The organism is Streptomyces vinaceus (assembly GCF_008704935.1).
Lineage (GTDB): Bacteria > Actinomycetota > Actinomycetes > Streptomycetales > Streptomycetaceae > Streptomyces > Streptomyces vinaceus.
The window spans coordinates 7097093-7122812 of the sequence record NZ_CP023692.1 but is presented as its reverse complement, the minus strand read 5'-3'; the positions used below and the strand labels follow the sequence as shown (position 1 = coordinate 7122812).

24 protein-coding genes and 1 pseudogene are annotated in these 25720 nt (G+C 72.8%); 16 read left to right on the top strand and 9 right to left on the bottom strand.

Features of this window, described 5'->3' with window-relative positions:
• Positions 1–131: 131 nt before the first annotated feature.
• Positions 132–731: pseudogene (locus tag CP980_RS36600) on the bottom strand (rhomboid-like protein); the annotation flags it as partial.
• A gap of 214 nt (positions 732–945) precedes the next feature.
• Between CP980_RS36600 and CP980_RS32075 the strand changes: the two are divergent.
• Positions 946–2523 carry a purple acid phosphatase family protein gene (locus CP980_RS32075; RefSeq protein WP_150529746.1) on the top strand — a complete coding sequence of 526 codons (1578 nt, stop codon included), beginning with the start codon at positions 946–948 and terminating at the stop codon, positions 2521–2523.
• A gap of 125 nt (positions 2524–2648) precedes the next feature.
• On the opposite strand, the gene CP980_RS32070 is transcribed toward CP980_RS32075, so the two are convergent.
• A complete protein-coding gene (locus tag CP980_RS32070) occupies positions 2649–3374 on the bottom strand; it encodes a dienelactone hydrolase family protein (protein WP_150529745.1) in 726 nt (241 codons plus the stop codon).
• A 341-nt stretch (positions 3375–3715) separates the two neighbouring features.
• Here CP980_RS32070 and CP980_RS32065 point away from each other — a divergent pair, with 341 nt between their 5' ends.
• Positions 3716–4918, top strand: a complete 1203-nt coding sequence (locus CP980_RS32065) for a cytochrome P450 family protein (protein ID WP_150529744.1) — start codon at positions 3716–3718, stop codon at positions 4916–4918.
• A gap of 93 nt (positions 4919–5011) precedes the next feature.
• Entirely contained in the window at positions 5012–5683 is a 672-nt protein-coding gene (locus CP980_RS32060) for a TetR/AcrR family transcriptional regulator (protein WP_150529743.1), read from the top strand.
• 26 nt (positions 5684–5709) lie between these two features.
• Here the strand turns inward: CP980_RS32060 and CP980_RS32055 are convergent, their stop codons facing one another.
• Positions 5710–5913, bottom strand: a complete 204-nt coding sequence (locus CP980_RS32055) for a hypothetical protein (RefSeq protein ID WP_189999166.1) — start codon at positions 5911–5913, stop codon at positions 5710–5712.
• A 174-nt stretch (positions 5914–6087) separates the two neighbouring features.
• Here CP980_RS32055 and CP980_RS32050 point away from each other — a divergent pair, with 174 nt between their 5' ends.
• Both CP980_RS32050 and CP980_RS32045 read left to right on the top strand, forming a co-directional pair.
• Complete coding sequence (locus tag CP980_RS32050; protein WP_132761518.1) at positions 6088–6381, top strand: trypco2 family protein; 294 nt, start codon at positions 6088–6090, stop codon at positions 6379–6381.
• Entirely contained in the window at positions 6371–9352 is a 2982-nt protein-coding gene (locus tag CP980_RS32045; protein ID WP_167535912.1) for a trypsin-like peptidase domain-containing protein, read from the top strand. The genes CP980_RS32050 and CP980_RS32045 overlap by 11 nt, the downstream gene beginning before the upstream one ends.
• A 104-nt stretch (positions 9353–9456) precedes the next feature.
• Here CP980_RS32045 and CP980_RS32040 read toward each other — a convergent pair whose 3' ends face one another.
• A complete protein-coding gene (locus tag CP980_RS32040; RefSeq protein WP_150529741.1) occupies positions 9457–9855 on the bottom strand; it encodes a VOC family protein in 399 nt (132 codons plus the stop codon).
• Positions 9856–9945: 90 nt separating this feature from the next.
• Here CP980_RS32040 and CP980_RS32035 point away from each other — a divergent pair, with 90 nt between their 5' ends.
• Positions 9946–10983 (top strand): helix-turn-helix transcriptional regulator, encoded by a 1038-nt coding sequence (locus tag CP980_RS32035; RefSeq protein WP_150529740.1) that lies wholly within the window; start codon positions 9946–9948, stop codon positions 10981–10983.
• Positions 10984–11070: 87 nt separating this feature from the next.
• Here the strand turns inward: CP980_RS32035 and CP980_RS32030 are convergent, their stop codons facing one another.
• Both CP980_RS32030 and CP980_RS32025 read right to left on the bottom strand, forming a co-directional pair.
• The gene (locus CP980_RS32030) at positions 11071–12546 is read right to left on the bottom strand and encodes a sialidase family protein (RefSeq protein WP_150529739.1); all 1476 of its coding nucleotides are present in this window, start codon (positions 12544–12546) and stop codon (positions 11071–11073) included.
• Positions 12547–12944: 398 nt separating this feature from the next.
• A complete protein-coding gene (locus CP980_RS32025) occupies positions 12945–13679 on the bottom strand; it encodes an alpha/beta fold hydrolase (RefSeq protein ID WP_150529738.1) in 735 nt (244 codons plus the stop codon).
• Positions 13680–13819: 140 nt separating this feature from the next.
• On the opposite strand from CP980_RS32025, the gene CP980_RS32020 reads away from it, so the two are divergent.
• A complete protein-coding gene (locus tag CP980_RS32020; protein WP_150529737.1) occupies positions 13820–14899 on the top strand; it encodes a hypothetical protein in 1080 nt (359 codons plus the stop codon).
• A 46-nt stretch (positions 14900–14945) separates the two neighbouring features.
• On the opposite strand, the gene CP980_RS32015 is transcribed toward CP980_RS32020, so the two are convergent.
• On the bottom strand, positions 14946–15368 hold the full coding sequence (locus CP980_RS32015; RefSeq protein WP_123510697.1) for a hypothetical protein: 423 nt from the start codon (positions 15366–15368) through the stop codon (positions 14946–14948).
• A gap of 329 nt (positions 15369–15697) precedes the next feature.
• Between CP980_RS32015 and CP980_RS32010 the strand changes: the two genes are divergently transcribed.
• Together CP980_RS32010 and CP980_RS32005 are read left to right on the top strand one after the other, a co-directional pair.
• The gene (locus tag CP980_RS32010) at positions 15698–16954 is read left to right on the top strand and encodes an SLC13 family permease (RefSeq protein ID WP_150530433.1); all 1257 of its coding nucleotides are present in this window, start codon (positions 15698–15700) and stop codon (positions 16952–16954) included.
• A gap of 5 nt (positions 16955–16959) precedes the next feature.
• On the top strand, positions 16960–17472 hold the full coding sequence (locus tag CP980_RS32005) for a universal stress protein (protein ID WP_150529736.1): 513 nt from the start codon (positions 16960–16962) through the stop codon (positions 17470–17472).
• A gap of 134 nt (positions 17473–17606) precedes the next feature.
• Here the strand turns inward: CP980_RS32005 and CP980_RS32000 are convergent, their stop codons facing one another.
• Positions 17607–17954 (bottom strand): beta/gamma crystallin domain-containing protein, encoded by a 348-nt coding sequence (locus CP980_RS32000; RefSeq protein ID WP_373313011.1) that lies wholly within the window; start codon positions 17952–17954, stop codon positions 17607–17609.
• Positions 17955–18450: 496 nt separating this feature from the next.
• Between CP980_RS32000 and CP980_RS31995 the strand changes: the two genes are divergently transcribed.
• Positions 18451–19332: a DUF4436 family protein gene (locus CP980_RS31995; RefSeq protein WP_150529735.1), complete on the top strand. Its 882-nt coding sequence runs from the start codon at positions 18451–18453 to the stop codon at positions 19330–19332.
• A gap of 10 nt (positions 19333–19342) precedes the next feature.
• Here CP980_RS31995 and CP980_RS31990 read toward each other — a convergent pair whose 3' ends face one another.
• Positions 19343–19912, bottom strand: a complete 570-nt coding sequence (locus tag CP980_RS31990) for a helix-turn-helix domain-containing protein (protein WP_132761509.1) — start codon at positions 19910–19912, stop codon at positions 19343–19345.
• 138 nt (positions 19913–20050) lie between these two features.
• Here CP980_RS31990 and CP980_RS31985 point away from each other — a divergent pair, with 138 nt between their 5' ends.
• The 6 genes from CP980_RS31985 to CP980_RS31960 all read left to right on the top strand — a co-directional run bounded on the left by CP980_RS31985 (position 20051) and on the right by CP980_RS31960 (position 25671).
• Positions 20051–20830: an ABC transporter permease gene (locus CP980_RS31985; protein ID WP_150529734.1), complete on the top strand. Its 780-nt coding sequence runs from the start codon at positions 20051–20053 to the stop codon at positions 20828–20830.
• Positions 20827–21552 (top strand): ABC transporter ATP-binding protein, encoded by a 726-nt coding sequence (locus CP980_RS31980; protein WP_150529733.1) that lies wholly within the window; start codon positions 20827–20829, stop codon positions 21550–21552. The genes CP980_RS31985 and CP980_RS31980 overlap by 4 nt, the downstream gene beginning before the upstream one ends.
• A 47-nt stretch (positions 21553–21599) precedes the next feature.
• Positions 21600–22601 carry an ABC transporter substrate-binding protein gene (locus tag CP980_RS31975; protein WP_150529732.1) on the top strand — a complete coding sequence of 334 codons (1002 nt, stop codon included), beginning with the start codon at positions 21600–21602 and terminating at the stop codon, positions 22599–22601.
• Positions 22602–22641: 40 nt separating this feature from the next.
• Positions 22642–23751 (top strand): aryl-sulfate sulfotransferase, encoded by a 1110-nt coding sequence (locus CP980_RS31970; RefSeq protein ID WP_123510708.1) that lies wholly within the window; start codon positions 22642–22644, stop codon positions 23749–23751.
• Between the two features lie 133 nt (positions 23752–23884).
• Positions 23885–24847 carry an amino acid ABC transporter permease gene (locus tag CP980_RS31965; protein ID WP_229907451.1) on the top strand — a complete coding sequence of 321 codons (963 nt, stop codon included), beginning with the start codon at positions 23885–23887 and terminating at the stop codon, positions 24845–24847.
• Complete coding sequence (locus tag CP980_RS31960; protein WP_150529731.1) at positions 24844–25671, top strand: amino acid ABC transporter ATP-binding protein; 828 nt, start codon at positions 24844–24846, stop codon at positions 25669–25671. Before CP980_RS31965 ends, CP980_RS31960 begins: the two co-directional genes overlap by 4 nt.
• The last annotated feature ends 49 nt before the right edge of the window (positions 25672–25720 follow it).

Sequence of the window (25720 nt, the reverse complement as noted above, 5' to 3'; positions counted from 1 at the left end):
GTGCGGCGTGCGCCGTCGCAGGCGCGGCCGGTCGCCGCGCCCGCGCCCCGCCGTCGCCGCCTGAAGGCCGGGAGACCCAGCAGCGCGAAACCGAGGGCCGCCGCCACGAGATGCCCGACCGTCGTGAAGTCCGGCAGCGGCCCCGTCCATTCGGCCCCGCCCAGGGGCCATCCGAGGACGAAGACGGCCCAGGGGATACGGCCCCGGCGCGGCAGGGTGAGCGTACCGACGGCCAGTACGGTCTGGGCTCCGTAACTGACCCCGTAGTCCAGGGCCTGCCGCACGTCCGCCGGATACCAGCCGCGCCGCAGCGCGACGGCGATGACGACGGCGGTGAGCAGGGTGGCCGCGCCGTGCCCGCCGAGGAACACGGCCGCGGCGCGCCGCTTTCCCCACCGGCTCTCCGCCCGGGCCAGGAAGCAGCAGACGCCGAGGCCGAAGGTGATCAGGGTGCCCACGAAGCCCACCGAGGTGACGTCCGTGAGGGTTCCGTCGAAGAACAGCACGCTGCCGAGGAGCGCGGAGAGCGGATGATCTTGCAGGTTGTCCTGATTGGTGCTGAGGTATCCCAGTACGGTGGCCGCCCGCTCGGCGGACAGCCCGTGACCGACCCAGGCGTGTCCGGCCAGGAGCAGGCAGACGTAGGCGAAGGTCAGCGGCGCACGGCGCGGGTACTCCCGCACGGCGCGCAGCGCTCTGCCCGAAAGACCCCACGGCGACGGAGAGTTCATATCGTGGCATTCTCCAGGTCGCGCCGCGGGCGCGGTCCGCCGGGGCGGTGACCCGTCCTCCGAGTACGCCTCCGGAGCGGTGGACGCCGCCGTCCGGGCTTCGGTCCGGCGTGGCAAAAGATGGGTGATTCCGGGGATTCTCATGGGGGTTACGCCCCCGTCCGTTCACCTCTCGGCGAACTCCGCGTCGCCTCGGACGATGAGGTTTGCAGCCATGGACCTTCCCGATTTCGGTATCCCCCAGAAGCTCGCCTCGCGGATGAGCATGGCCGAGCAGCACGACTACCTGCGTACGAAGTTCACCCGGCGCGGCGCGCTGCGCGCGGGTGCGGTGACCGCGGCCGTCGCCGGCGGCGGCCTGACCGTCGGCTCGGCCTCGCCCGCGTACGCGGCTCCGACCGTGCTGGCCTCCACCGAGCGGCGCGGTGTCGACGGTGCGCTGGCCGCGCCGTTCGCACGGCACTTGCAGTACGGCGCGGACCCCAAGACGCAGATGCGGGTGTCGTGGCAGGTGCCGTTCGCGGTGAAGAAGCCGTACCTGCGCGTGGGCACCAGCCCCTGGGCGCTGAGCGTGAAGATCGACGCCGAGGTCCGACACCTGAGCACCCCGGTCCTGAACGGCGGCAAGATCGCCGCGGCCGAGCAGTTCTACCTGCACGTGGGCCTGGACCGGCTGCGGCCCGGACAGACCTACTACTACGGGGTCGGGCACGACGGCTTCGACCCCGCCGACCACCGCAACCTCGGTACGCTCGGCACCTTCACCACCGCCCCCTCGCGCGCCGAGAACTTCACCTTCACGGCCTTCGGCGACCAGGGCGTGAGCTACCACGCGCTCGGCAACGACGCGGTGCTGCTGGCCCAGAACCCGGCCTTCCACCTGCACGCGGGTGACATCTGCTACGCCGACTCCTCCGGTTCGGGCACCTCCGGCGACACGTACGACGCGCGGGCTTGGGACCAGTTCCTGGCCCAGACGGAGACGGTGGCCAAGACCGTGCCGTGGATGGTGACGACCGGCAACCACGACATGGAGGCCTGGTACTCGCCCCAGGGCTACGGCGGCCAGAACGCCCGCTGGTCCCTGCCCGGCAACGGCCCGGACCCGGTCAACCAGCCCGGCGTGTACTCGTTCGTGCACGGCAACGTCGGGGTGGTGGCGCTCGACGCGAACGACGTCTCGTACGAGATCCCCGCCAACTTCGGTATCAGCGGCGGAAAGCAGACCGCGTGGCTGGACCGGCGGCTGGGCGAACTGCGCCACCACCGCGACGTGGACTTCATCGTGGTGTTCTTCCACCACTGCGCGTTCTCGACCACCAGCGCGCACGCCTCGGAGGGCGGGGTGCGGGACGTGTGGGTGCCGCTGTTCGAGAAGCACCAGGTGGACCTGGTCATCAACGGGCACAACCACGTGTACGAGCGGACCGACGCGATCAAGGGCAACAAGGTCGGCCGGAAGGTCCCCATCGGCGAGCGCACCGACCCCACGCAGGACGGCATCGTGTACGTCACGGCCGGCGCGGCGGGGCGTTCGCTGTACAGCTTCCCGGTGCCGGACTCGTACGAGGGCCACGTCGCGGACCGCGACAGCGTCGAGTCCTACCGGTGGGTCAAGGGCGGGACCAAGGCGACCGAGACGGTGGAGTGGTCGCGGGTGCGGTACACCAACTACTCCTTCCTCGCGGTCGAGGTCGAGACGGGCCGCTCCCCGAAGCTGAAGGTCAGCGCCCTCGCCGAGACGGGCCAGCGGATCGACCACTTCGAGATCCAGCGGGGACGCGGCCGCTAGGCCGTGTCCGCGCGCCGGTTCCTCGGTGGTCGGGTGCCGTCATCGAGGAGGGCCGCGGCCTCTCCTCGATGACGGCTTCCCGGCCGGGGCCGCCTACCGTCCGCTGCCCGGCGGGCGGCCCGGCGTCACTTCAGGTGCCGGTCCAGGAACCGGCACCCGTCCTCCAGCTCGAACCACGGGGTGCCGGTGTGCCCGCCCAGGTTGGCGTGCAGCGTCTTCTCCTCGCTGCCGAAGGCGTCGAACAGGTCCAGGGCGCGTTGGCGGGGGTTGCCCTCGTCGTCCCACTGCAGCAGGAACAGCAGCGGTACGGTGACCTGCCGGGCCTCCTCGCGCTGGGCGCGGGGCACGTACCCCCCGGCGAAGAAGCCCGCGGCCGCGATGCGCGGCTCGACCACCGCCAGCCGGATGCCGAGGGCGGTCCACCCGCCGGAGTACCCGACCGGGCCGTCGATCCCGGGCAGCGCGAGGAGGGCGTCCAGGGTGGTCCGCCAGTCCGGGACCGCCTTCTCGACCATCGGCCCGATGAAGGACTCGAAGATCTCGTCGACCGGCTCGCCGGCCTGCATCGCCCGCCGGAGGTCGGCGCGGGCCTGCTCGTCGGCTGCGGAGCGGGGCCGGTCACCGCACCCCGCGGCGTCGATGGTGGCCACCGCGTAGCCGCGCGCCGCGGTGTACCGGGCCCGGGCCACCAGCCGGGGGTCCGCCTTGGGCAGACCGTTGTTGTGGGCCATCAGCACCAGCGGGGCCGACGCGGCGGACTCGGGCGTCCACAGGGTGCCGGGGATCTCGCCCAGGGTGAATTCGCGCTCGACGACGCCGTCGTCGAGGCGCTGTTCGGAAGTGAAATGCATGGTCGTGCCTTTCGGGAGGGCTCTTGAACGGCGCTCCCGGACGACCTATCGCCCGGCCGTGACCCCGAAGGGGAGCACCCATGTCGATACAGCGTTCACGGGTACCACCTCCTCGTTCTCCCACACGGCCTGCGGGGAGATTAACAACGGCCGCCGCGGACCGCCAACCGTTTTTCCGATCGGGCGACCGGGCGCGGGGTCGGGTGCGGGGGCCGGGCACGGCGTCCGGACGGGCGGTCTCCACCGACCCGGCCGTCGGAACCCCCGTTTCGTGGGGTAGCGTTCCCGATCGACGAAACGGGGACAAGTCCCCGTTTGATGCGAGGAGGAAGGGAACCGCCATGCCCGCGCCCACGCTCGAAGAACTCGCCCCCGAGGGAACCGACTTCGCCGCCGACCCGTACCCCGTCTACGCCGCCCTGCGCGAGAAGGGGCTCGTCCACCGCGTCCACGTGCCCGGGAGCGGCGACGTCTGGCTCGTGCTCGGCCGCGACGAGGTGCGCGCCGCCCTGACCGACCCCCGGCTGCGCAACGACATACGGCACTCCTCGACGTGGCGCAGCGACGGCGGCAACGCCATCGGGCTGAACATGTTGCAGACCGACGCCCCGCACCACACCCGCCTGCGCGCCCTGGTCTCACGCGAGTTCACCGCCGGACGCGTCGAGGCGATGCGGCCCCGCGTCCGGCAGATCGCCGACGGGCTCCTCGACGCCCTCCCGGCGGCGGGCTCCGCCGATCTGGTCGCGGGCTACGCCCTCCCCCTGCCCCTCACCGTCATCTGCGAACTGCTCGGCGTCCCCCTGGCCGACCAGCACCACTTCCACGCCTGGTCGACCGAGCTCGTGGCGCCTTCCTCACCCGCCGCGGCCGGCGCCGCCGCCGGCGAGATGAGCGCGTACTTCGCCGCCCTCATCGCCGCCAAGGCCGGTGACCCCGGCACGGACCTCATGAGCGCCCTGGTCCTGGACTCCGCCGGGCAGGGCGGACTCTCCCCCGAGGAACTGCTCGGGATGGCCTTCCTCCTGCTCGTCGCGGGACACGAGACCACGGTCAACCTCATCTCCAGCGCGGTCCTGGCCCTGCTGCGCCACCCCGACCAGCTCGCCGCGCTGCGCGCCGACCCCCGCCTGACCGACGGCGCCGTCGAGGAGGCGCTGCGCCACGACGGCCCCGTCACCGCGGCCGCCTTCCGGCACGCCGCCGAACCCGTGGAGATCGCCGGGGTCCGCATCCCCGCCGGCGACAGCGTCATGCTCTCCCTCGCCGCCGCCTCCCGCGACCCCGCGCACTTCCCCGACCCCGACCGCTTCGACGTCCGCCGCCCCGCCCGGGGACACCTCGCGTTCGGCCACGGCATCCACCACTGCCTGGGCGCCCCGCTCGCCCGCATCGAAGCCCGGACCGCCCTGCGGACGCTCCTGCGACGGCTGCCGGACCTCGCCCTGGACACCGCGCCCGAATCCCTCGTACGCCGCCCGGGCGCGATGCTCAGGGGCGTGGCCGCCCTGCCCGTACGGTGGTCGCGGCGGCTGCCCGCGTGACACCGCCCCCGGTGGCGCTAGCATCCGTACCGGACAAGGATCCCCGGTACGGATACGCCCAGGGGCATCGAGGCGAGGCGCGAGGAGCGGACATTGACCCCGGCCACGGAACGGCCCGCGCCTGTACGGCGCGACGCGCTGCGCAACCGCGAGCTGCTCCTGGCCGCCGCGCGCGACGCCTTCGCCGCCCAGGGGCTGGAAGCCCCGCTGGACGAGATCGCCCGCCGGGCCGGGGTAGGGAACGCCACGCTCTACCGGCACTTCCCCACCCGGGCGGCGCTGATCGACGCCGTCTTCCGGGACTCCCTCCAGGGGACCGTCGACGCCGGAGAGGAGGCCCGCGGCGCGGCGGACGCCTGGACGGCACTGGGCCACTACCTGGAGGCGGTCTTCACCGTGCTGGCCGATGACCGGGGCGCCAACGACCTGATGACCACCGCCATCGAGGGCGTGACCTCGCTCGACGCCGTCCACGCCCACAACCACGAGACGATCGCCCTGCTGATGGGCCGCGCCCAGCGGGACGGCGTGATGCGCCCCGACGTCACCGTCGAGGACCTGCTCCTGAGCCTGGCCACGCTCGGCCGCGCCGTACCCTCCCTCGCGGCCGCCGGGCCCCCGAACGCCTGGCGGCGGCAGCTGTCCCTGTTCCTCGACGGCCTGCGGGCCGGAACCCGCCCCGCAACCCCGCTGCCCGCCCCGGCCCCGACCGCGCAGGAGCTGGCGGCCGTCCTCCGGGACCTCGGACCGCACCGCGGCAACTGACCCGGCTGAGCGGCGGTGGGCGGGTTTCAGGCCGTGCTGTGCGACCCGTCGGCGTCGAGGGCCACGACGAGGAAGGAGTCCCTGTCGAGGTCCATGACGACGGTCGCCCGCTGGCCCCGCTCCCGGCACCTGGCCGCGTACTCCTCGGCGGGCCAGCTGCCGTAGGGGTCACCGGCGGGAAAGGAGTTCAACACCTTCGTACGGTGCACCGCTTCCACCTCCTGAACCACGGACCGTTCCTGCGTGCCGGATGCCCTCGTCTGCGCCACCCATGCGCGAACTCCGCACGCCGCAGCTTCCGATGGACGCCGACGGGCCGCTGATGCGGGATGATGTTGCCTACCATCTTGGGTAGTTGACGTGCGGATATGGCCGGGGGGCCTCCTGTGAATGATGCGGTCGAGTTGGCGGACATGATTGCGCAGCTGCGCCGGGAGTTGAGCCGGGCGATGTCCGCCGGCGAGGACTCCGACCTGAAGTTCAAGGCGGAGCGGGTGGAGCTGGAACTGACCGTGGGGGTGGAGCGGACCAGCGAGCCCGGCGTGAAGGTGCGGTTCTGGGTGTTCGACGCCGGCGCCTCGGCGAAGCGCTCGGCGACCGTCACGCAGAAGCTGACCCTCACGCTCCAGCCCGTACACGCGGACGCGCCCGAGCAGATGGCGCTGATCTCCGGTGACGAGCTGCTCGGTGAACGCTGAGGCGACCGCCCGGCGCGGCGGACTCGACCCGCACCGCATCGCCGAGGTCATCGTCGCCACCGCCGCCGGAGGCGGGCGGCGGGGCTCGGGGTACCGGGTCGGCGACACGGCGGTCCTGACCGCCTTCCACGTGGTGGCGGGGGCGGCGGCGGTGCGGGTGCGCTTCGACGCCGACCGGCCGGGCGAGTGGGCCGCGGCTGCGGAGCTCGCCTGGTCGGATCCCGGAACGGACGTCGCGGTGCTGACGTTCACGACCCCGCCGGGCGGGGTACCCGTCCCGGCCGCGCGGTTCGGACGCATCGGCGACGACCGCCACGCCGTCATCGACGTGCACGCGGCCGGCTTCCCCCTGTGGAAGCGCCGACGCGGCGCCGACGGGCGGCAGTTCAGGGAGCTGCACCAGGCCGACGGAACCGTCGCCGCCCTGTCCAACCTGCGCACCGGCACCCTGGAGATCACGGTCCCGGCGGCGGCCGCCGACCCCGACCCCGCGGTATCACCCTGGTCGGGCATGTCCGGGGCCGCCGTGTGGGCCGGGCCCTTCCTCGTCGGCGTGGTCGCCGAGCACCACCGCGGGGAAGGCCTCGGCCGGCTCACGGCGGTCCGCATCGACCACACCCTGAGGCAGCTCGCCGACGGCCCCCGGGCGCGGCTGGCCGCGCTGCTGGCCCTTCCCGACCCTGCGGTGCTGCCCGACGTCGCCGCAGAGCCGGACGCCCCGGTCCCGCCGGTGCCGCCCGTCACGCCGGTCTCGTCCAAGGTCATAGGGCTGCCCGTCGCGCACGGGCTGGAACTGTTCAAGGACCGCGTCGAGGCCCGTGACATGATCGGCCGTCATCTCGCGGACCCGGGCATCCGCATGGTCACCGTCACCGGGCGCCGGGGCATCGGCAAGAGCGCGGTCGCCGCCAAGGTCATGGAGCTGCTGGAACGCGGCGAGTGGCCGGGCCACGCCCGGGCGCCGCTCCCGGCGGGCCTGATCAACCTGAGCACCCGCACCTCCGGGGTCTCCCTCGAACGCCTGTACTTCGACTGCGCCCGGGCCCTCGGGCCCGCGCACGAGGCACGCCTGCTGGAGGTCTGGGCCGCCGACCGCCCCGTGCCGGACAAGATCGACGAACTGTTCGCCGCGATGGGCGACCGGCTCTTCGTCGTCCTCGTCGACAACCTGGAGGACCGGCTCCTGGACGACGGCCGGCTCGACGACGGGGAGCTCGACACCTTCTTCGACTGCCTCTTCCGGGCCCGGGGCACACCGAGGCTGCTGGTCACCTCGCAGCTGCCGCTGCGCCTGCCGCCCGAGCTGCGCCGGTTCGCCGCCGAGGTCGAGCTGTCCGACGGTCTGCCGCCCGCCGAATCCGTCGCGCTGCTGCGCGAGTTCGACCAGGACGGCAGCCTCGGCGTGGCGCAGCTCTCGGACGCGGAGCTGCTCCAGGCCGCGGTCCGCGTCCACCGGGTGCCGCGGGCGCTGGAGCTGCTGGTGGGCGCCATGGCCGACGACACCTTGCTGCTGCCCACGCTGGAGGAAGTGTTGGAGGACTTCACCCTGCGCGAAGACGTGGTCGCCGGGCTGGCGGAGGACCGCTACCATCGCCTGTCCGCCGACCACCGCAGCGTGCTGAACGTGCTGGCCGTGCTGCGCACCCCCGCCCCGCGTGAGGCGGTCGAGTGGATCACGGCGGGCTTCGATCCCGCCCTCGACGTCACCGCGGCCCTGTCCGGCCTGCTGCGGATGCGCATGCTGGCGGTGGACCGCAGGACCCGTACGTACGTACTGCACCCGATGGACGCCGACCTCGCGTACGGCGCCCTGCCGGCCGAAGGCCCGCTGGGGCGGCCCGCGTTGGAGCGGCGGGCCGCCGAGTGGTACGCGCGGATCGCCCCGCCCCGCCGCGACTGGCGCACGCTGGACGACATCCAGGCCCACCGGCGCGCCTTCGACCACCGGGTGCGGGCCGGGGACATGGACGAGGCGGCGTTCGTCATGGGCGCCATCGGGCAATGGATGGTGTGGCACGGCTCCACCGCCGCCGCGATCTCGATGCACCTGACACTGGAGGAACAAGTGAACGACGACCGGGCACGACTGGCCCACCTCATCAGCTTCGGTCACGCCCGGCTGAACGGCGGCCCGCTGCCGCACGCGCTCGAACTCTTCACCGAGGCCGCGGAGGTGGCCGAGCGCGTGGAAGACCGTCGCGCGCTCCAGGAGGCCATGTTCGGCCTCGGCGACGCGCACCGGCAGCTGGGCCGCCTCGAAGAGGCGACGGGCCCGCTGGCCCGGGCCGGCGCGCTGGCCCGGGAGAACGGCGATGCCGAGGCGGAGGCCCACGCCGTCCTGAGCCTCAGTCTCGCCCACAGCACCCTCGGTGACGGGGAGGCGGCCCTGGCGGGCGCCGACCGGCTGGCCGAACTCGCCGCGGTCTCGGGGGACGAGCTCACCGAGGCCCGCTCCTTGAACGCCCGCTTCACGGCCCTCCTGACCCTGGGGCGCTGGGAGGAGACCATCGCCGCGGGCGACCTGGCCGTACGCGCCTACGCGGCCGCCGGCGTACAGGAGGCGACGGACTACGCGCTGAACGCCAAGGGCGTGTCCCTGCTCGCCCTGGGCCGGCCCGAGGAGGCCCTGGCCTGCCTGGAGGAGGCGCTGCGCGCGGCGTCGGCCATGGAGAATCCGCGGACCGAGGGCGTCTGCCTCTACAACACCGCCTGGACGCAGTGGACTCTGGGCCGGTACGAACGCGCGGCCGAGGCGGCCGAGCGTTCGGCCGCCTCCCTGCAGCGCGCCGGGGCCGCCGAGGCCGCGGCGGCGCAGGCGCTCGGCGAAGCGGCCCGGGCCCGGTCCGTGCCCGCCGCGCGTGAGGCCGCCGACGCCCTGGTCCGGGCCGCGCGGGCAGCGGGCGGCAACGTGGAGATGGTCCGCCCGGCCTGGCTGACCGCTCAGGCCGAGACCTTGCGCGAGCACGCCTGAGGGGCGCGAGCACGCCTGAGGGCCATTCCTGTGCCGGGAGCCCGGAAGCCCGGAAGCCCGGAAGCCGGAAGGCCGGGAACCCCGGAAGCGTCGGTGCGGCGTCGTCAACGGGCGAACTTGGCGACGGCGGCCGGGGTGACGGGGGTGAAGAAGTTGACGAGGTTGCCGTCGGGGTCTCGCAGGAGCAGGGAGCGGTTGCCCCACGGCATCGTGGTGGGCACCTGGACGAACTCTTCCACGGAACCGCTCAGCTTCCGGTGCACGCGGTCCACGTCGTCGACGAGGAACTCGATGACGACGCTGTGGTTCTCGGCCGGGCGGGCCGCGCCGGGTGCGAAGAGGGGGACGGTCCGGGTTCCGGCGATGGCGAGGGTGGCCGACGTGGTCCTGAGCTCGGCGAAGTCCTCGGTGACCCGGTCCGCCACCGCTCCGGTGGCGCGCTCGTAGAAGTCGACGAGGCGGGCGACGTCGCTCGTGATGATGCGGATCGATACGAAGTCCATGGGGTCTCTCCGGTCGTTTCGTGGTGGTGACCTCACGCTAGAGCGGATACCGGACAGAACCCGCCCGGTATGTGCGAGAGACTTCCGGACATGTCCCGACCCATCGCGCGCGTGCTCATGCTGCTGGAGCTCCTGCAATCGGGCGGCCTGCGGACCGTCGCCGAACTCGCCGCCCGGCTCGACGTCGACGAGCGCACGGTGCGGCGGTACGCCCAGCACCTCCTCGACCTCGACCTGCCCGTCGAGTCGGTCCGCGGCCGCCACGGCGGCTACCGGATCGCCCCCGGCTACCGCATGCCTCCGCTCATGCTGAGCGACGACGAAGCGCTCGCCGTGCTGCTCGGCCTCCTCGCCGGCCGGCGGGCCGGCCTCATGACGGCCACGGGCGCGGCGAGCGAGACGGCTGCCGCCAAGATCCGACGGGTCCTGCCGGCACGGCTCGGCGGACGGCTCGACGCCGTGCTCGGCTCCCTCGCCTTCACCGCCGCGCCCGGAACACCGGCGGTTCCGCGGACGGCTGTTCCGCAGACGGCTGTTCCGCAGACGGGCGTCCTGCTCTCCCTCGCCGACGCGGTGCGCCATCACCGGCCGGTCTCGATCCGGTACACCGCCGCCGACGGCCGACGCAGCGAACGCACGCTGCACCCGTACGGGCTCGTCGCCCACGCGGGCAGGTGGTACGTGACGGGCGCGGATCCCGCGCTCGGCGAGGACCGCTCGTTCCGGCTCGACCGCATCACCGAGGCGAAGACCCTGACCGGCACCTTCGATCCGCCGACCGGGTACGACCCGGCGGAACGCGTGCTGTCCGGGATCGCCTCGGCTCCGTACCGGCACGAGGTGACGGTACGGGTCCAGGGGACGGCCGAGTACGTCCGGGCCCGGCTACCCGCGGGCATCGCGATCGTGGAGGACCTGCCGTCGGAGGGCGGACCGGAGGCAGAGACCGAGCGCTGGTCCCGCGTCGAGATGCGTGTGGACCGGCTCGACTGGCTGCCCGCCGTACTCGCTTCGCTCGACCGGCCGTTCGTCATCGAACGCCCCGACGAACTGCGCGGACTCGTCACCCGGTTCGCTGCGCGGCTGGCGGAGTCGGCCCGGCGACAAGGACCGCCACACGCGCGTTGAGCTCTCGACCGCCCTCACACCGTCCGGTTACGTCGAGTACGGAGGAACCCACCCCGATGCCCGCTCGGGCGTCGGGTCGGGGCGCCGTCACCGGGTGCGGAGACCGACCGTGTACACGTCCGTACGGTTGCGCGGCTCGCCGGAGTGGGTCTCGGTCAGCACCGCCCGTACTCCTCCCTTGCCGTCCGTCACCAGGCCTTGGTAGTCGCCGAGGAAGTAGCCCCCGGCGTACGGTGCCTGCAGCCAGTCGAAGATCCGCGAGATCCGCCGTTCGGTCCGGCGCTTCGGGTCTCCGTGCGCCAGTGTGACCAGCTGGTAGGCGGTGGGCAGGGTGGTGGTGTCGCCCGGCTTGAGGAAGCGCAGGTCGTAGAAGGTGAGCGCGACCGTGCCGCGCTCGTCGACCGCGATCGACGGGGAGAAGGCCGGCACGCCGTTCGGACTGATCAGCTCGGGGGCGCCCCAGGTGCGTCCGCCGTCGGTGGAGCGCACCAGCTGGACGGAGTCGAACCTGCCTCCGGAGAAGTCCGACCCCTCGTAGGCCATGTACAGCGTGCCCGTCTTCGGGTCGACTGCGGGGCTGGGCAGGGTGGACGCGGCGCGCAGCAGTTTGGCGGGGTCGTTCGGGTCGACCTCCGGTACGGAGGTGTCCCGGGCGACGGTGACCGGGGCGCTCCAGGTCTCTCCCGCGTCGGTGGAGGTGACCATCGCGTAGTGGGCCTCGACGACGGTGCTCAGGTCGTCGGAGTAGGTGATCCGGTCGAAGAAGTCGTACAGGGTGCCGGTGTGCCGGTCGACGACGATCAGGTGGCCGATGGTCTGTGTGTTGGGCACGGCGCTGGTGTCGACGAAGCGCCGGGCCTCGCTCCAGGTGCGGCCGCCGTCGCGGGTGAGGGAGATGTAGCCGGGCCCGTCGAGGGAGCCGGTGCCGGGCGGGTCGTTGTCGAGGCGGTTCCAGACCTGGTAGGCGGTGCCCTTGCGGATCGGGTCGGCGGTGAGCGAGGGCTTGTCGTTGAAGAACGGCTGCTCGTCGACGTGCGTGGTGGTGAGGTTCTGCCAGGTGCGGCCGCCGTCGCGCGACGTGGCGGTCAGGAGGCCGCTGCGCGTGCTCTTCGTAAAGTCGACGCCCTCTCCGCTCGCGTAGACGGTGCCGTCGGGTCCCGTGCTCACCCAGGGGTCGGTGGCGCGTTCGAAGTCCGCGCCGCCCGGGGCGCACAGGCTGAAGGGCAGCGTGCTGTGGTGGAAGGTGCGGCCGTCCGTGGTCCAGCCGGCCACCAGTCCGCGGGCCCCGCCGTCGTTCCAGCGGTCCTGTTGGAACACGGTGACCACACGCTTCGGGTCGTGCGGGTCGACGGACAGGTACGGCTCGACCTCCGTACCCGGATACACGACGCTGTCGGGGGACATCGCGCCGATGGTGCAGTCCGCGTACGGGTCGCCGTGGGACACCTTGATCAGCGGTGGGCCGTCGGGGCCGTGGTCGGCCGCGGCGGGCGTCGCGCCGGTGATGGTGGCGAGCAGGAGCGCGGCGGTGGCGGCGGCGGTCGAGGGCACGAGGGCGCGCATGCGGGATCTCCTCCGGGCGTCGGCGGCCGGGGGCGGGGCCGCCGTCATCGGGGCGGCGTGGGGTGCGGGGCCGTACCGGAACTCGGGGGTGGGACGACTCCGCTTGATCCTCTTCGGCGTGCCGGCGGGTGGCCTTGATGGGCCGGACGGCGGAGTCGTGCCGGGCAGGGCCGGGGGCCCGGCCGGGTGAGGACGCGCCTGCTGCCGTCGTTTCGGGCTGGTGGCATCGTCGACGTCACGGGCTCCGGACTCGGCTCCCCTGACCGGAGCGCTGCTGTCCGCCCTCCTGGGGCTCGTACGGTCGCTGACGCGTACCACCGGGCGGTGCACCGCTGCCGCGCGCACGCGGCGCCGCGACGCACGCCTGATCCGCCTGTGGCGGGGCGGCGCCTTCGCCCTCAGCTGCGGTCGGGCAGCTGACGGGCGAAGCGGCGGACGGCGTCGGTGAAGGCTTCGGGTGCGTCGAAGTTGGCCAAGTGACGTGCTCTGGGGATCAGTTCGATGCGGGCGTTCGGGTGGGCGCGGGCGAAGTCCCGTTCGCCGGCCCGGAAGACGGGGTCCTTCTCGCCGTTGAGGATGAGGACGGGAGCCGCCACATGCCGCATCGCGCTCGCGTCGAAACGGCCGAGGACCTCGCCCCATGCGGCCGGCAGCGTATGGAAGGCGTAGCCGGAACGGATCGTCGCCTCCACCACCTCGGGCGGATAGAGCCGGCGCAGGAAACGGTCGTTCCACCGCGTCAGCCGCTGTGCGGGTACGCGCGGGACGAGCCCCGCCACGCATCGGTACGGCAGCGCCCATCCGCCGCGGGTCGAGGCGCTGGCTCCCGCGAGGACGAGACCGCGCAGTTGCTCCGGCCGGTACCGCGCGAACTCCAGCGAGGCGTATCCACCCAGGGAATGCCCGACGACCAGGGCCGGACCACGGCCCAGCGATTCCACCGCGGCGCCGATGACCTCCGTCGCCGCCTTCAGACTCCACGGCTGATCGGAGCGGGAGCCGTGCCCCGGGAGGTCGACCGCCGCTACGGGAAACTCCTCGCGGAGCGCGGCGAGTTGCGAGCTCCACTGCCCCGCGCTGAACCGCGTCCCGTGGACGAAGACGATGGCCGGTACGTCCGCCGCTGCCGTCATGAGCACTCCCCCAGCTCCAAGATCCCCTCCAACTCACTCTAACGCCGGGGCCGTCCGACACCGCGGACCCCCTCGACGCTGACCACCTCGCCGCGGAATCCGATGGCGCCGGGCCTGCGGCGCCTGGGAGCATGCGGGCCATGGACACGACGGGGGATGAACGGATCGGCGTGGCGCCGCTCGGCACCGTGCGGGTGCGGGGGACGGTCGAGGCGGTGGGCGCGGGGCGGCTTCTCGTGCGTACGGAAGGGCTCGTGGAGGTCCACGACCGCGAGGAGTTCCTCGCCGGCACCGCCGACCGCGCCATCGCCGCCCTGCGGACGTCGGACGAGGACCGGGTGACCGCCACGGCCGACGGCGGGTTCGTGGTGGCCGGGGCTGACTCGGTGCGGGCTCTGGGATCCGACGGCGGAACCCGGTGGGTACTCCCCCACGACCCGTGGCACGGCGCCTCCCGGGCGCACTCCGCCCCGGCCGTCGGTCCGGACGGCCGGCTGGTGAGCGTGGTCGTGCCGGTGCTGGAGCCCGACAAGGCGAAGGCCGCCCTGGTGTACGACGGGGAGCCGGGCCGCAACTACACCTGGGACGACCTGCTGCTCCTGGACGCGGCGAGCGGTGAGGTGGTCGGCCGGCAGCAGATCCGTTCTCTGGCGTCGGCCGCGGTGCAGTCCTGGTCTCCGGACGGCGCCGCCGTGGTCGTGTCCTGCTGGACCGCCTGGCAGAGCTGGTCGACCTGGTGGGCGCAGCCGTGCGCCGAGGGGATGCGGATGCTCGGCGGTACGTGGATGCACGCGCTGGCGGGATTCCTCCCGGGCTCGCGAGTGCTGACCCAGCGGTTCGCCGAGTACCTGTTCCCCGCCGACGACCGCGACGAGCTGGCGGTGTACGACCTCGGCTCCGGGGAGCAGACGGCGCTGCTGGACCTGGCGGAGCTGGCCGTCGACCCGGAGGAGGACGAGTTCTCCTCCGCCGAGGTCCTGGACGCGCGCCACGTGCTGGTCCCTGGCCGGGTCCACCCGGAGGGCGGGGCGCCGCAGACGCGGCACTGGCTGCTGGACGCGGACACGCTGCGTCCGCTCGGCCGACTGGACTACCCGGCGCCGGTGGGCGAGGACATCACCGTCCTGGGGGACGGTACGTGGCTGACGCGCGAGGGCGACGACCGGCTGCACCGCTGGAGGCTAGGGAGCGCGGGCTCCCCGCAGGCCGGGACGCGCTGACCGCGTCCCGGCCTCCGGGTGCGGCGGGTACCGGTACGGGTACGGGTCAGGACTTGGTCTCGTTGCTGCAGTACCAGTCTCCGTAGCGGCTGCCGCCGCTGTACCGGGCCTCGCATACGCGCACCGGTATGTTCTCGGTGATGTCGTAGTTGCACTGGCGGATCTCGGTGCCGTTGTCGCCGATGCTGGTGGTGTCGTAACACCCGGTGCGCAGGTCCGTCCAGACGTAGCCGTCACAGCCCACGTTGGCGCAGACCCGCTGCTGGATCTTGCCGTGCACCGAGTAGCCGTCGGCGACGTGGTCGGTGATGTAGAGCCAGTCGCCGTCCGGATAGAAGGTGGACGTCCCCCAGCTCTTGCTGACGCTCACGTTGAGCCCGCTCGCGGAGGCGGAACCTTCCATCCCGGCGACCATGACGGCACTCGCCGCCAGAGCCAGCCCAACCCGCGTCAGCCGCTTCAGGTTCATCAGGGATTCCCTTCCGGTTGGTCTTCGATCAGGGCGAGATGACACCGTACGGGCACGGAGCGAGTCAACTCCTTTTCCATTGAGGCGAGTTGAGTGAGGCAACGGGGCACCGGGCCCCCGCCGGGTCGAGCGCGTGACGGGCCTCGATCGGCCCCGGCCGGCGCGGTGGTGCCCGAGCCGGCCGCCGCGGTCAGGACGCGCCCTGTCGGAGCGCGACGGTCGCGTCGGCGAAGATGTGCTGCTGAAGCCGCATCCCGAGACCCGGGAGCGCTCCGCGGCCCCCGGTGGGTCCGGCTTCGCCAGCTCTCCCTCCCCGAAAGGCCCCTACCCTGAACACCTCGCTCGCAGAAGGTCTGTCCGTCACCCTGCTCCTGGCAGTGCTGGCCTGCGCGGTGATCCGGCCGTGGGGCTGGCCGGAGGCGGTGGTGGCCGTCCCCGCCGCCGGGGTGGTCATCGCCACCGGTGCGATCTCCCTCGACCACGCGGCGGCCGAGGCCGCCCGACTGGGCCCCGTCATCGGGTTCCTCGCGGCCGTGCTGGTGCTGGCCCAGCTGTGCGACGACGAGGGGCTGTTCCACGCCTGCGGCGCCTGGATGGCCCGCCGCGCGGCCGGCCGGCCCCGGCGCCTGCTCGTCCTCGTCTTCGTCACGGCCTCCCTGATCACCGCGGTGCTCAGCCTGGACGCCACGGTGGTGCTGCTGACCCCGGTGGTGTTCGCCACCGCCGCCCGGCTGGGCGCCCGCGCCAAGCCCCACGTCTACGCCTGCACCCACCTGTCGAACACCGCCTCGCTGCTGCTGCCGGTCTCCAACCTCACCAACCTGCTGGCCTTCGCCGCGAGCGGCCTGACCTTCACCCGTTTCGCCGCCCTCATGGCGCTGCCCTGGCTGGTCGCGATCGGCGCCGAGTACCTGGTGATCCGCCGCTTCTTCGCCACCGACCTGGACGCGGGCGCCGAGGCCCCACCCACCGACGAGCCCCGCGAACTGCCGCTGTTCGCCCTGGTCACCGTGGCGGGCACCCTGGCCGGCTTCGTACTGACCTCGGCGGTCGGCATCAATCCCGCCTGGGCCGCGGCCGCCGGCGCGGCCGTGCTGGCGGCCCGCGCCCTGGCCCGGCGCCGCACCACCCCCACGGCCGTCGTCCGGGCCGCCGGCCTGCCCTTCTGCGCCTTCGTGCTGGCCCTGGGCGTCGTGGTCCGCGCGGTGGTCGACAACGGTCTCGCCGACGCCCTCGGCCACCTGGTCCCCGGAGGCAGCGATCTGCCCGCCCTCCTGGCGATCGCCGTACTGGCAGCCGTACTGGCCAACGTCATCAACAACCTGCCCGCCGTCCTGGTCCTGCTCCCGCTGACCGCCCCCACCGGACCGGGAGCCGTCCTGGCCGTGCTCCTCGGCGTGAACATCGGCCCGAACCTCACCTACGCGGGCTCCCTGGCCACCCTGTTGTGGCGGCGTATCGTGCACGAACACGACACGGACGTGGAACTGGGCGAGTTCACCCGGCTCGGCCTGCTCGCCGTGCCCGCCGCCCTGCTGCTGTCGGTGGTGGCACTGTGGGTATCGCTGCAAGCGATCGGAGGCTGAACACCGTGACCGTCATCGTCTGGATCGTGGAGGGCACCTGGCCCGCCTGCGTCGACGCCGCGCGCACCCACACGCCCGCGGACGCCGATCTGGTGCTGCTCCACGTCACCGGCCACGAGGTGCCCGGCGCCGCTCACGGCGCCTACGCCGGACTGCTGGGCCGCGCGCGCCCCGACCGCGATCCCGGCACCGCCGTGGAACACCTGGCCGCCGCCTCCGCCGAGCGGCTCCTCGCGGATGCCGCCGAGCGGCTGGGTCGCCCGTGCACCCGGCAGGAGCGCTCGGGCCGCGTCGAACGGGAGGTCGTGGCCGCCGTCGAAGGCGCCGACCTGCTCATCCTCGCCCGCGACGGCGACCGCACCCATCTGGGACCCCGCAGCCTGGGGCCGGCCAGCCGGTTCATCGTCGACCACGCGCCCTGCCCCGTACTGCTGGTCTGGCCGGAGACACCGCCCGGCACGGCCACCATCCCGCCACCGCCGCACCACCCACCGCACCACCCTCCTCGCAGGCCCTGAACGGGCGGGGCGCCGCGCATCTGGCGGTGGGGACGGGCCGCGCCCTCGCGGGGCCGGGCCGGGGGCCGGCCCCGCTAGGGCGGCCGTCAGGGCATCAGGGATTCAGAGCATCAGGGAATCAGGGAATCAGCGGGTCACAGGATCTCGATGGAGTTGACCTTCGGCGGGCGGTTGGGGAACGTGATGTCGGTCCAACGGTTGATCCGCACCGAGTCGCCGTTGGCGTCGTAGTAGATCAAGTCGTTGTTTCCGGTGGAGATCCTGTCGACCCACCAGCCTCCGAATCCGATCCGGCCCTTGTTGGCGTAGCAGTCCACGCTGTCCCGGCCGTCGCTGTGGGACCAGATCTTCAGGAAGTCCTCGCCTCCCCGGCATTCGACGTGGTCGATGGCGAAGGCGTTGCCGGGGAGGGTCAGGGTGAGTGATGCCGCCGCGACGAACGCCACGGCAGCCGATCGAACGAACCTGGTCGACTTGAGCACGATCTCTCCTTCACGGGAATCGAGCGGAAAAAGGTGGCTCCGCGCCCACGGGCACGCTGACCACCGCACCGCGACGTACCACTCAGCGGCCTTCGCGGTTGCACATCGAGAGTCGCGTGTGGTCGATGCTGCCTGCAATCACTTTGCCCGTGTGCGGCCGAAAACCACGCCATGATGTCCCGATTTGAACCCGTGCTGCGCAGTTGAAACGTTTGAGCAACTTAGCCGTCCGTTGCGGGGATTGATACCTACCGATGGGGGGTAGCGCCCGGGATCGCGGGGGCGACTTCGGCGACAGCAACGCCGTTCGGCCGAGCACCTCACCGGGGAGTCCGGCCGGTAAAGCGCAGGCGATCCCGGTTCGCCTTCGCGATGATCATCCGCAGAACCCGTCCTCCGGCACCGACACGCCGCCCGGATGCCGTGGTTCGCCGGTCGGGTCGAGGAGGATCGCGCTACGGAGAGCCGCCGCCCTTCTCACCCCGCCGGAGTCACCATGGCCGCACCCCCGCTCCCTCCTCGCCAAAGGCGCTCCGGGGCCTCACTCCTGCCGGTCCTGCTTCCCATCGCGATCCTGATCGTGGTGGCGGTGGCGGTGGGCTCGTGGCTGCAGTTCACCGAACGGCAGGCGATCGACACGGTCGACACGGTCGGATCCTCCGCCCCCGACCGGCTGGACGTGGAAGCCACCGTCCAACGGGTCGACGCGGCGGCCAGAGAGCTGCTGCTGCGGGTCCGGGTCACCCCGCTCGGGACCCTCGGCGAACAGGGGGAGAGCGCACCGGTGGGCGACCTCAGCCTCCAGACCTCCGCCGCGACCCTCGGGGATCTGGAGTTCAAGGCGCACGAGCGGCTCGCGACCAAGGACGTGCAGGTCGCGATGACGGGCGGATCGGTCAGCGACTACCCGTTCGACACCTACGAGACCGGCATCGGCTTCCGGGCACTGCTGGACGGCAAACCGGTGCCGGTACGGATGCTGTTCTCCAACAACGACACGCTCTTCTCGGTCACCGCGACACCCGGGCCGAACCCGCAGGAGGCCGCCGTGGAGCTGGAGTTGATGCGGTCGGGCAGCCTGGTCGTCTTCGCCGTCTTCATGATGGTGGTGATGTGGGCGCTGGCGGCGGCCGTGCTCATCGGATCCTGGTACCTGACCACCCGCCGCGAGGGCCTGGTCTGGCCGGCCCTCTCCTGGATGGCCGCCACCCTGTTCGCCCTGGCGGCGTTCCGCAACACGGCCCCCGGCACGCCGCCCATCGGCTGCGTACTGGACTGGTTCGCCTTCCTGTGGGCCGAGACCGTCATCGCCCTCTGCCTGATCGCCGTGGTCATCACCGGCGTCCGCACCGCCATCCGGCCGGACGACACGGCCTAGGCGTGTCGGGTCAGGCGTTCGTGATGACCAGCAGGGTGCGGGCGGGCGCGGGGCCCGACAGGCGGCAGCGGTGCGGGAGTTCGCCGCGGTGGTGGGCGCTCTGGCCCGCGCGCAGGGTCAGCGGCTCCTCCCCCTCGACCTCCAGGACGATCTCGCCCTCCAGTACGTAGAGGAAGTCCTCTCCCGGGTGCTGGAACCACCCGCGCTCCCCGCGCCCCGGCTCGAAGTGGTGCTCGTAGGCCTCCATCACCGCGCTGCGCCCGCCGGGGATGAGTACGTGCGCGACCTGTCCGGCGCTCTCCTCCACCCGGATCACCTGCGGGTCGGCCTCGTGGCTGACCGTGCCGGGGCGGCCTGGCGGCCTGAGGAAGGTGCCCGGGGTGACGTCCAGGGCCTCGGCGATCCGGTAGATCGAGCTGAGGCTGGGCGTGGCGAGTCCGCGTTCGAGCTGGCTTAGGAAGGGCTGGGAGAGGCCCGAACGGGTGGCGAGTACGGCCATGGAGACTCCGCGCTGCTTGCGGCAGGCGCGTATCACCCGTCCGACCTCGATCGCTTCGGGTGTGGGTTCGGGGCGAGACACGCTGGTGAACGTACCGCATGCCGGATTGGCGGCCCGGTGGCTCCCGGAACGTTTCGCACTGCTGAAACACGCCCTTCATAAGCGTCGTCAATTATTGACCTCACTTATGAACCGCTCGAACGAACGAGGAGCCGTCCCGTGCACTCCACCCCCTCACCGGCAGGCCGGGCCCGCGGCCGGCTGGGCCCCGCCCTCGGCGTGGCCGGCGCGGTGCTCGCCCTGTGGTCCCTGACCGCCTGGTCCGGCGCGGTGGCTCCGGGGCTGCTGCCCACGCCCGTCGAGACCGCCTCCGCGCTCGCCGCCGGCGCGCGCAGCGGTCTGCTCGCCTCCGACGTCGCCGCCAGCCTGGCCCGCGCGGGGCAGGGCTTCGCGCTCGGTGCCGTGCTCGGGAGCGCGCTCGGCTTCGCCACCGGCTACCTGCCGAGGCTGTCCGCCGCCGTCACGCCGCTCGTCTCCTTCCTCCGGCCGATCCCGGCGATCGCCCTGGTGCCGCTGGCGACCGCCTGGTTCGGTATCGGTGAGACCGCGAAGCGGCTGCTCATCGCGTACGCCGTCCTGCTCGCGGTCTGGCTGTACGTACACGACGGGGTCTCGCGGGTGCCCGTCTCCCACCTGCGGGCTGCCCGCACGCTGGGGGCGCCGCTGCACCGGCGGTTCACCGAGGTGCTCCTGCCGGCCGCCGCCCCGGCCCTGCTGGCGGCGCTGCGCTACGGCGCCTCGGTCGCACTCCTCGCCCTGGTGGCCGCCGAACTGGGAGGCGCCGACAGCGGTTTGGCGTACCGGCTCCAGGTGGACGGCCAGTTCCTGCGCGTGGACCGGATGTTCGCCGGGCTGCTGGTACTCGGACTGCTCGGCGTGGCCGTGGACCTGGTGCTGGCCGCGATCGGCCGCCGGTTCGTGCACTGGGGGACGTCATGAGCAAGCGGGTACTGCTGGAGGGCGTTTCCGTCGCGTACGGGCGCACGCGCGTGCTGGACCCCGTCGAACTGGACCTCCCCGCAGGATCGTTCACGGCCCTGCTGGGCCCGAGCGGCTGCGGCAAGTCGACCGTCCTCGGGGCGGTGGCCGGGTTCGTGCCGCCGGACGGCGGCCTGGTGACGGCCGGAGCCGGTCCGGTGCGCGGACCGGGCCCGGACCGGGGCGTGGTCTTCCAGCACTACGCCCTGTTCCCCTGGCGCACGGCCCGCGGCAACGTGGAGTTCGCGCTCAAACGGCTCGGCCTGCCCCGCGCGGAGCGCCGCCGGCGGGCGCTGGCCGCGCTCGCCGAGGTCGGTCTCGCGGAGGGCGCCGAGAAGTATCCGGCCCAGCTGTCCGGCGGCATGCAGCAGCGGGTCGCCCTGGCCCGCGCCCTGGCGGCCGAACCCGAAGTCCTGCTGCTGGACGAGCCGTTCGGGGCCCTCGACTCGCTCACCCGGACCCGGATGCAGACCTTGCTGCGGGAGCTGTGGCAGCGCCGCGGCACCACCGTGCTGTTCGTCACGCACGACATCGACGAGGCCCTGGCCCTCGCCCAGCGCGTCGTCGTCCTCGGCGGGACCCCCGGCCGGGTGCTGGCCGACCACGCCGTGCCCGACGGGCCGCCGGACCCCGACCTGCGCTCCCTGATCACCCGTCACCTCCACTCCCTGCCCGCCGGATGACCCACCGTCCCCCCGACCCGACCCACAACCGGAAGGACCGTTCCCCCATGTCCAGACCCCGCGCGCTGGCCGCCGTACTCCTGGCAGCCCTGCTCGCCGCCGTCACGACGGCCTGCTCCGACGGATCCGCCGCCCCGGCCGCCGCCGGCTCGCGCCCGTCCGTCACCATCGCCGCCAGCGACCAACTCGGCGGCGCCCCCGTCTACCTCGCGCAGGAGCGCGGCCTGTGGGCCGGTGAGGGCGTCGCCGCCTCCGTCACCACCCAGCCCACCGGCCGCGACGCCCTCAACGCGGTGCTCGGCGGTCAGGCGCAGCTCGGGGTCGTGGGCGACCTGCCGGCCGTGACCGCCGCGCTGGGCGGCCGCGAGCTGCGCATCGTCGCCGACCTGTCCCGGTTCACCGACTGGCGGCTGCTGACCCGCACCGACCGGGGCGTCACCGGCTTCGCCGCGCTGAAGGGCCGCAAGGTCGGCGTCCCGCAGGGCACCAACGTGGAGTACGCGCTCTCGCGCATGCTGGCCTCGGCCGGTCTGTCGGCGGGCGACGTGACCGTGGTGAACCTCGCGCCGACCCAGGTGACTCCGGCCCTGGCCCGCGGCGACGTCGACGCCGGCGTCACCTTCCCCAGCTTCTACGACGCGGCGCGCACCGCGCTCGGCGAGCGGTACGCGGAGGTGGCCTTCACCGGCTACACCGCCAGGACCCTCCTGATCGCGGGCCCGTCCGCGGACGAGAAGACCACCGCCGCGGTGGTCCGTACCCTGCTGCGCGCCCAGCGCGAGCTCGCCGCGGACCCGGCCGGGGCGCGGCAGGCCGTGCTCGCCCAGTCCAAGGGGGCGCTGCAGGCCTCGTACGTCGACGCCTTCCAGCCGCGCTACGCCTACGGCGCCTCCCTCTCCCCCGAGCTGCTCGCCGAGCTGACGCAGGAGGCCGCCTGGGCCAAGGCCGCTCAGAAGCTGCCCGGCACCGCCGACGGCGCCGTGGTCCGCGGCCACCTGGACCCCGCCCCGCTGACGGCCGCGGACCCGGCCGCCGTGACCCTCCGCTGACCCCGCACCCGCCCGTCCCTTCCCCCTTGAGGAGTTCACCATGACCGTCGAACAGAACACCCTGCGCCGCCGCGGCGTCGGCCTGATCGCCCACGACCCCGAGCGCAGCTACGGCGGCTACACGCTCTACACCCCGATCACCAGCGCCGGGGAGATCCACCTCGTCGACATCGAGGGCCGTACCGCCCACACGTGGAACTCCCCCCATCCGCCCGGCCGTCAGGCTCAGATCCTGCCGAACGGCAACCTCTTCTACGCGGCCAAGGACACCACGAGCCCGACCCTCTTCCCGATCTGGGACGTCTACCACGGCGGCATCTTCCAGGAACTGGCCCCGGACTCGACGGTGCTGCGCGAGGCCCGGCACCCCTTCCACCACCACGACGCCACGGTGCTGCGCAACGGCAACCTGCTCATCGCCGTGGTCGAGCCCCTCGACCCGGCCGACGCGGCCCGGATCCGGGGCGGCATCCCGGGCTCGGAGGCTCCCGGCGGGGTGGTCTACGGGGACGTCGTCTACGAGCTGACCTGGGAGGGGGAGGTGGTGTGGCGCTGGGCCGCGATCGAGCACCTGGACCCGGAGGAGGTGGTGCTCAACCCTCACTTCGCGCGGAACCACTGGCCGATGGCCAACACGGTCAACGAGCGGGCCGACGGTTCCGTCGTGGTGGGCTTCCGCAGCGCCTCGACGACCGTGTCCATCGACCGCACCGACGGGTCGGTGCAGTGGCTGATCGGCCCCGACGTACTGGCGCAGCAGCACCACCCGCACGAGCTGCCCGGCGGCACGGTCCTGGTCTTCGACAACGGCACCTACCGCGACACCACCTCCGTGCCGTACTCGCGGGTGCTGGAGCTCGACCCGCGCACCGGCGAGGAGGTGTGGTCGTACGAGGACAACCCGCCGCAGAACTTCTACAGCCCCTACATGTCCAGCGCGCAGCGCCTGCCGAACGGGAACACCTTCATCGCCGAGGGCTCCTTCGGACGGCTCTTCGAGGTGACCCCGGACCGGGAGGTGGTCTGGGAGTTCGTGGTCCCGCAGTTCCGCTCCTTCGGCGACGGAGTGGGGCTGGAGTCCTCGGCCGGGGCGCAGAACTCCGTCTTCCGCGCCCACCGCTACGCCGCCGACGAGATTCCCTGGCTGTGAACGCGAGCCCCCCTTTCATTACAACGGAACGCGTTGTGTGTACGGGGTATGAAAAGCGCACGCGCTTGTGTGGCCATCGATATCCGGACCGTTGACTTCGATTCTCGGCCTTATCGAAGCTGCTCCCGTGTCCTTGAGTGAATCGATTGTCCGCGCCGCACCCGCCGGCCCGCCCGAACCTCCGGGCCAGGCCGAGCGGGTGCTCCCGCTGCGCCGCCCCGCCCGGTGGCTCGCCGGCGCCGTCGTGCTGGTCCTGGTCGCCCAGGCCGGCCACGGGCTGCTGACCAACCCCTTCTACCAGTGGGACCGGTTCGCGTACTGGTTCCTGCGGCCGGTCGTGCTGGAAGGGATGTTGATCACCCTCCAGGTGGCCGCGTACAGCGCGCTCCTGGGGCTGGCGGGCGGCGTGCTGCTCGCCCTCGGTCGGCTCTCCGGCAACCCGGTCCTGCGCGCGGTGAGCTGGACGTACGTCTGGCTGCTGCGCTCGGTCCCGCTGATCGTCGTCCTGCTCTTCCTCAACAACCTCGGCGCGCTCTACCCGACGCTGAGCGTCGGGGTTCCCTTCGGCCCCGCCTTCCTCACCTTCGACGCGTCCCGGCAGGCCACCGACATGGTCGTGGCGGTCGTCGGGCTGAGCGTGGTCGAGGCGGCGTACGCGGCCGAGGTCGTCCGGGCCGGGCTGCTCTCCGTGGACCAGGGGCAGCACGAGGCGGCGGCCGCGCTGGGTCTGCCCAGGCGCTACCAGTTCACCCGGATCGTCTTCCCGCAGGCGCTGCGCGCGATCGTCCCGGCCTACGTCAACCTGCTGATCGGGCTGGTCAAGGCCACCTCGCTGGTCTTCTACGTCTCCCTGCTGGACCTGTTCGGCACGGTCCAGGGCCTCGGCAGCACCTATCCCGGCGACGTGGTCCCGCTGCTGGTCGTGGCGACCGTCTGGTACGTGATCCTCACCAGCGTCCTGTCGGCCGTGCAGTACTACGTCGAGCGGTACTGCGCCCGCGGCGCCCTGCGCAGCCTGCCGCCCACTCCCCTGCAGCGGTCCCGGGCGGCCCTGGACGACCTGCGCAGCCGCTACCGGAAGGAGGCGGCGCGATGACCGCCGCGACGACACCGACGACACCGGCGGCAGCGAAGACACCGGCGGAACCGCCACCCCCGGCGCCCGCCGCGATCGAGGTCCACGACGTGCACAAGTGGTTCGGCGGCCGACGGGTCCTGGACGGGGTGAGCCTGACGGTACGGCCGGGCACGGTCACCGTGGTCCTGGGCCGCTCGGGCTCCGGCAAGTCCACGCTGCTGCGGGTCGTGAACCACCTGGAGAAGCCGGAGGCCGGATACGTCAGCGTCGGCGGCGAGCTGATCGGCGTGCAACGGCAGGGGGCCCGGCTGAAGGAGCTGAGCGAGCGGGCGATCCTCGCGCAGCGCGGCCGGATCGGCTTCGTCTTCCAGAACTTCAACCTCTTCCCCCACCTGACGGTGCTCGACAACGTCGCCGCCGCCCCGGTGGCCACGGGGCGGCTGCGCCGCGCCGAGGCACAGGCGCTGGCGCGCGAGCTGCTGGAGCGGGTCGGGCTCGGCGACCGGACCGGCGCGTACCCGCGCCAGCTGTCCGGCGGCCAGCAGCAGCGGGTGGCCATCGCCAGGGCGCTCGCGCTGCGGCCCGGGGTCATCCTCTTCGACGAGCCCACCTCCGCCCTCGATCCCGAGCTCGTGGGCGAGGTCCTGTCGGTCATCAAGGACCTGGCCACCGGCGGTACGACCCTGGTCATCGTCACGCACGAGATCGGCTTCGCCCGCGAGGTGGCCGACGAGATCGTCTTCCTGCACGACGGCCGGATCGTCGAACAGGGCCCGCCCGAACAGGTCCTGGACCGTCCCGCGCACCCCCGCACCCGCGAGTTCCTCAGCAAGGTCCTCTGAGCACCCGCCCGCCGCCGTACCCGTCTCCCCTGTTCCCTTTCTCCCGCCG

Coding starts and splice junctions, on each gene's coding strand:
- CP980_RS32075 (WP_150529746.1), top strand. CDS start 946: ATGGACCTTCCCGATTTCGGTATCCCCCAGAAGCTCGCCTCGCGGATG.
- CP980_RS32070 (WP_150529745.1), bottom strand. CDS start 3,374: ATGCATTTCACTTCCGAACAGCGCCTCGACGACGGCGTCGTCGAGCGC.
- CP980_RS32065 (WP_150529744.1), top strand. CDS start 3,716: ATGCCCGCGCCCACGCTCGAAGAACTCGCCCCCGAGGGAACCGACTTC.
- CP980_RS32040 (WP_150529741.1), bottom strand. CDS start 9,855: ATGGACTTCGTATCGATCCGCATCATCACGAGCGACGTCGCCCGCCTC.
- CP980_RS32035 (WP_150529740.1), top strand. CDS start 9,946: ATGTCCCGACCCATCGCGCGCGTGCTCATGCTGCTGGAGCTCCTGCAA.
- CP980_RS32030 (WP_150529739.1), bottom strand. CDS start 12,546: ATGCGCGCCCTCGTGCCCTCGACCGCCGCCGCCACCGCCGCGCTCCTG.
- CP980_RS32025 (WP_150529738.1), bottom strand. CDS start 13,679: ATGACGGCAGCGGCGGACGTACCGGCCATCGTCTTCGTCCACGGGACG.
- CP980_RS32020 (WP_150529737.1), top strand. CDS start 13,820: ATGGACACGACGGGGGATGAACGGATCGGCGTGGCGCCGCTCGGCACC.
- CP980_RS32015 (WP_123510697.1), bottom strand. CDS start 15,368: ATGAACCTGAAGCGGCTGACGCGGGTTGGGCTGGCTCTGGCGGCGAGT.
- CP980_RS31995 (WP_150529735.1), top strand. CDS start 18,451: ATGGCCGCACCCCCGCTCCCTCCTCGCCAAAGGCGCTCCGGGGCCTCA.
- CP980_RS31980 (WP_150529733.1), top strand. CDS start 20,827: ATGAGCAAGCGGGTACTGCTGGAGGGCGTTTCCGTCGCGTACGGGCGC.
- CP980_RS31975 (WP_150529732.1), top strand. CDS start 21,600: ATGTCCAGACCCCGCGCGCTGGCCGCCGTACTCCTGGCAGCCCTGCTC.
- CP980_RS31970 (WP_123510708.1), top strand. CDS start 22,642: ATGACCGTCGAACAGAACACCCTGCGCCGCCGCGGCGTCGGCCTGATC.
- CP980_RS31960 (WP_150529731.1), top strand. CDS start 24,844: ATGACCGCCGCGACGACACCGACGACACCGGCGGCAGCGAAGACACCG.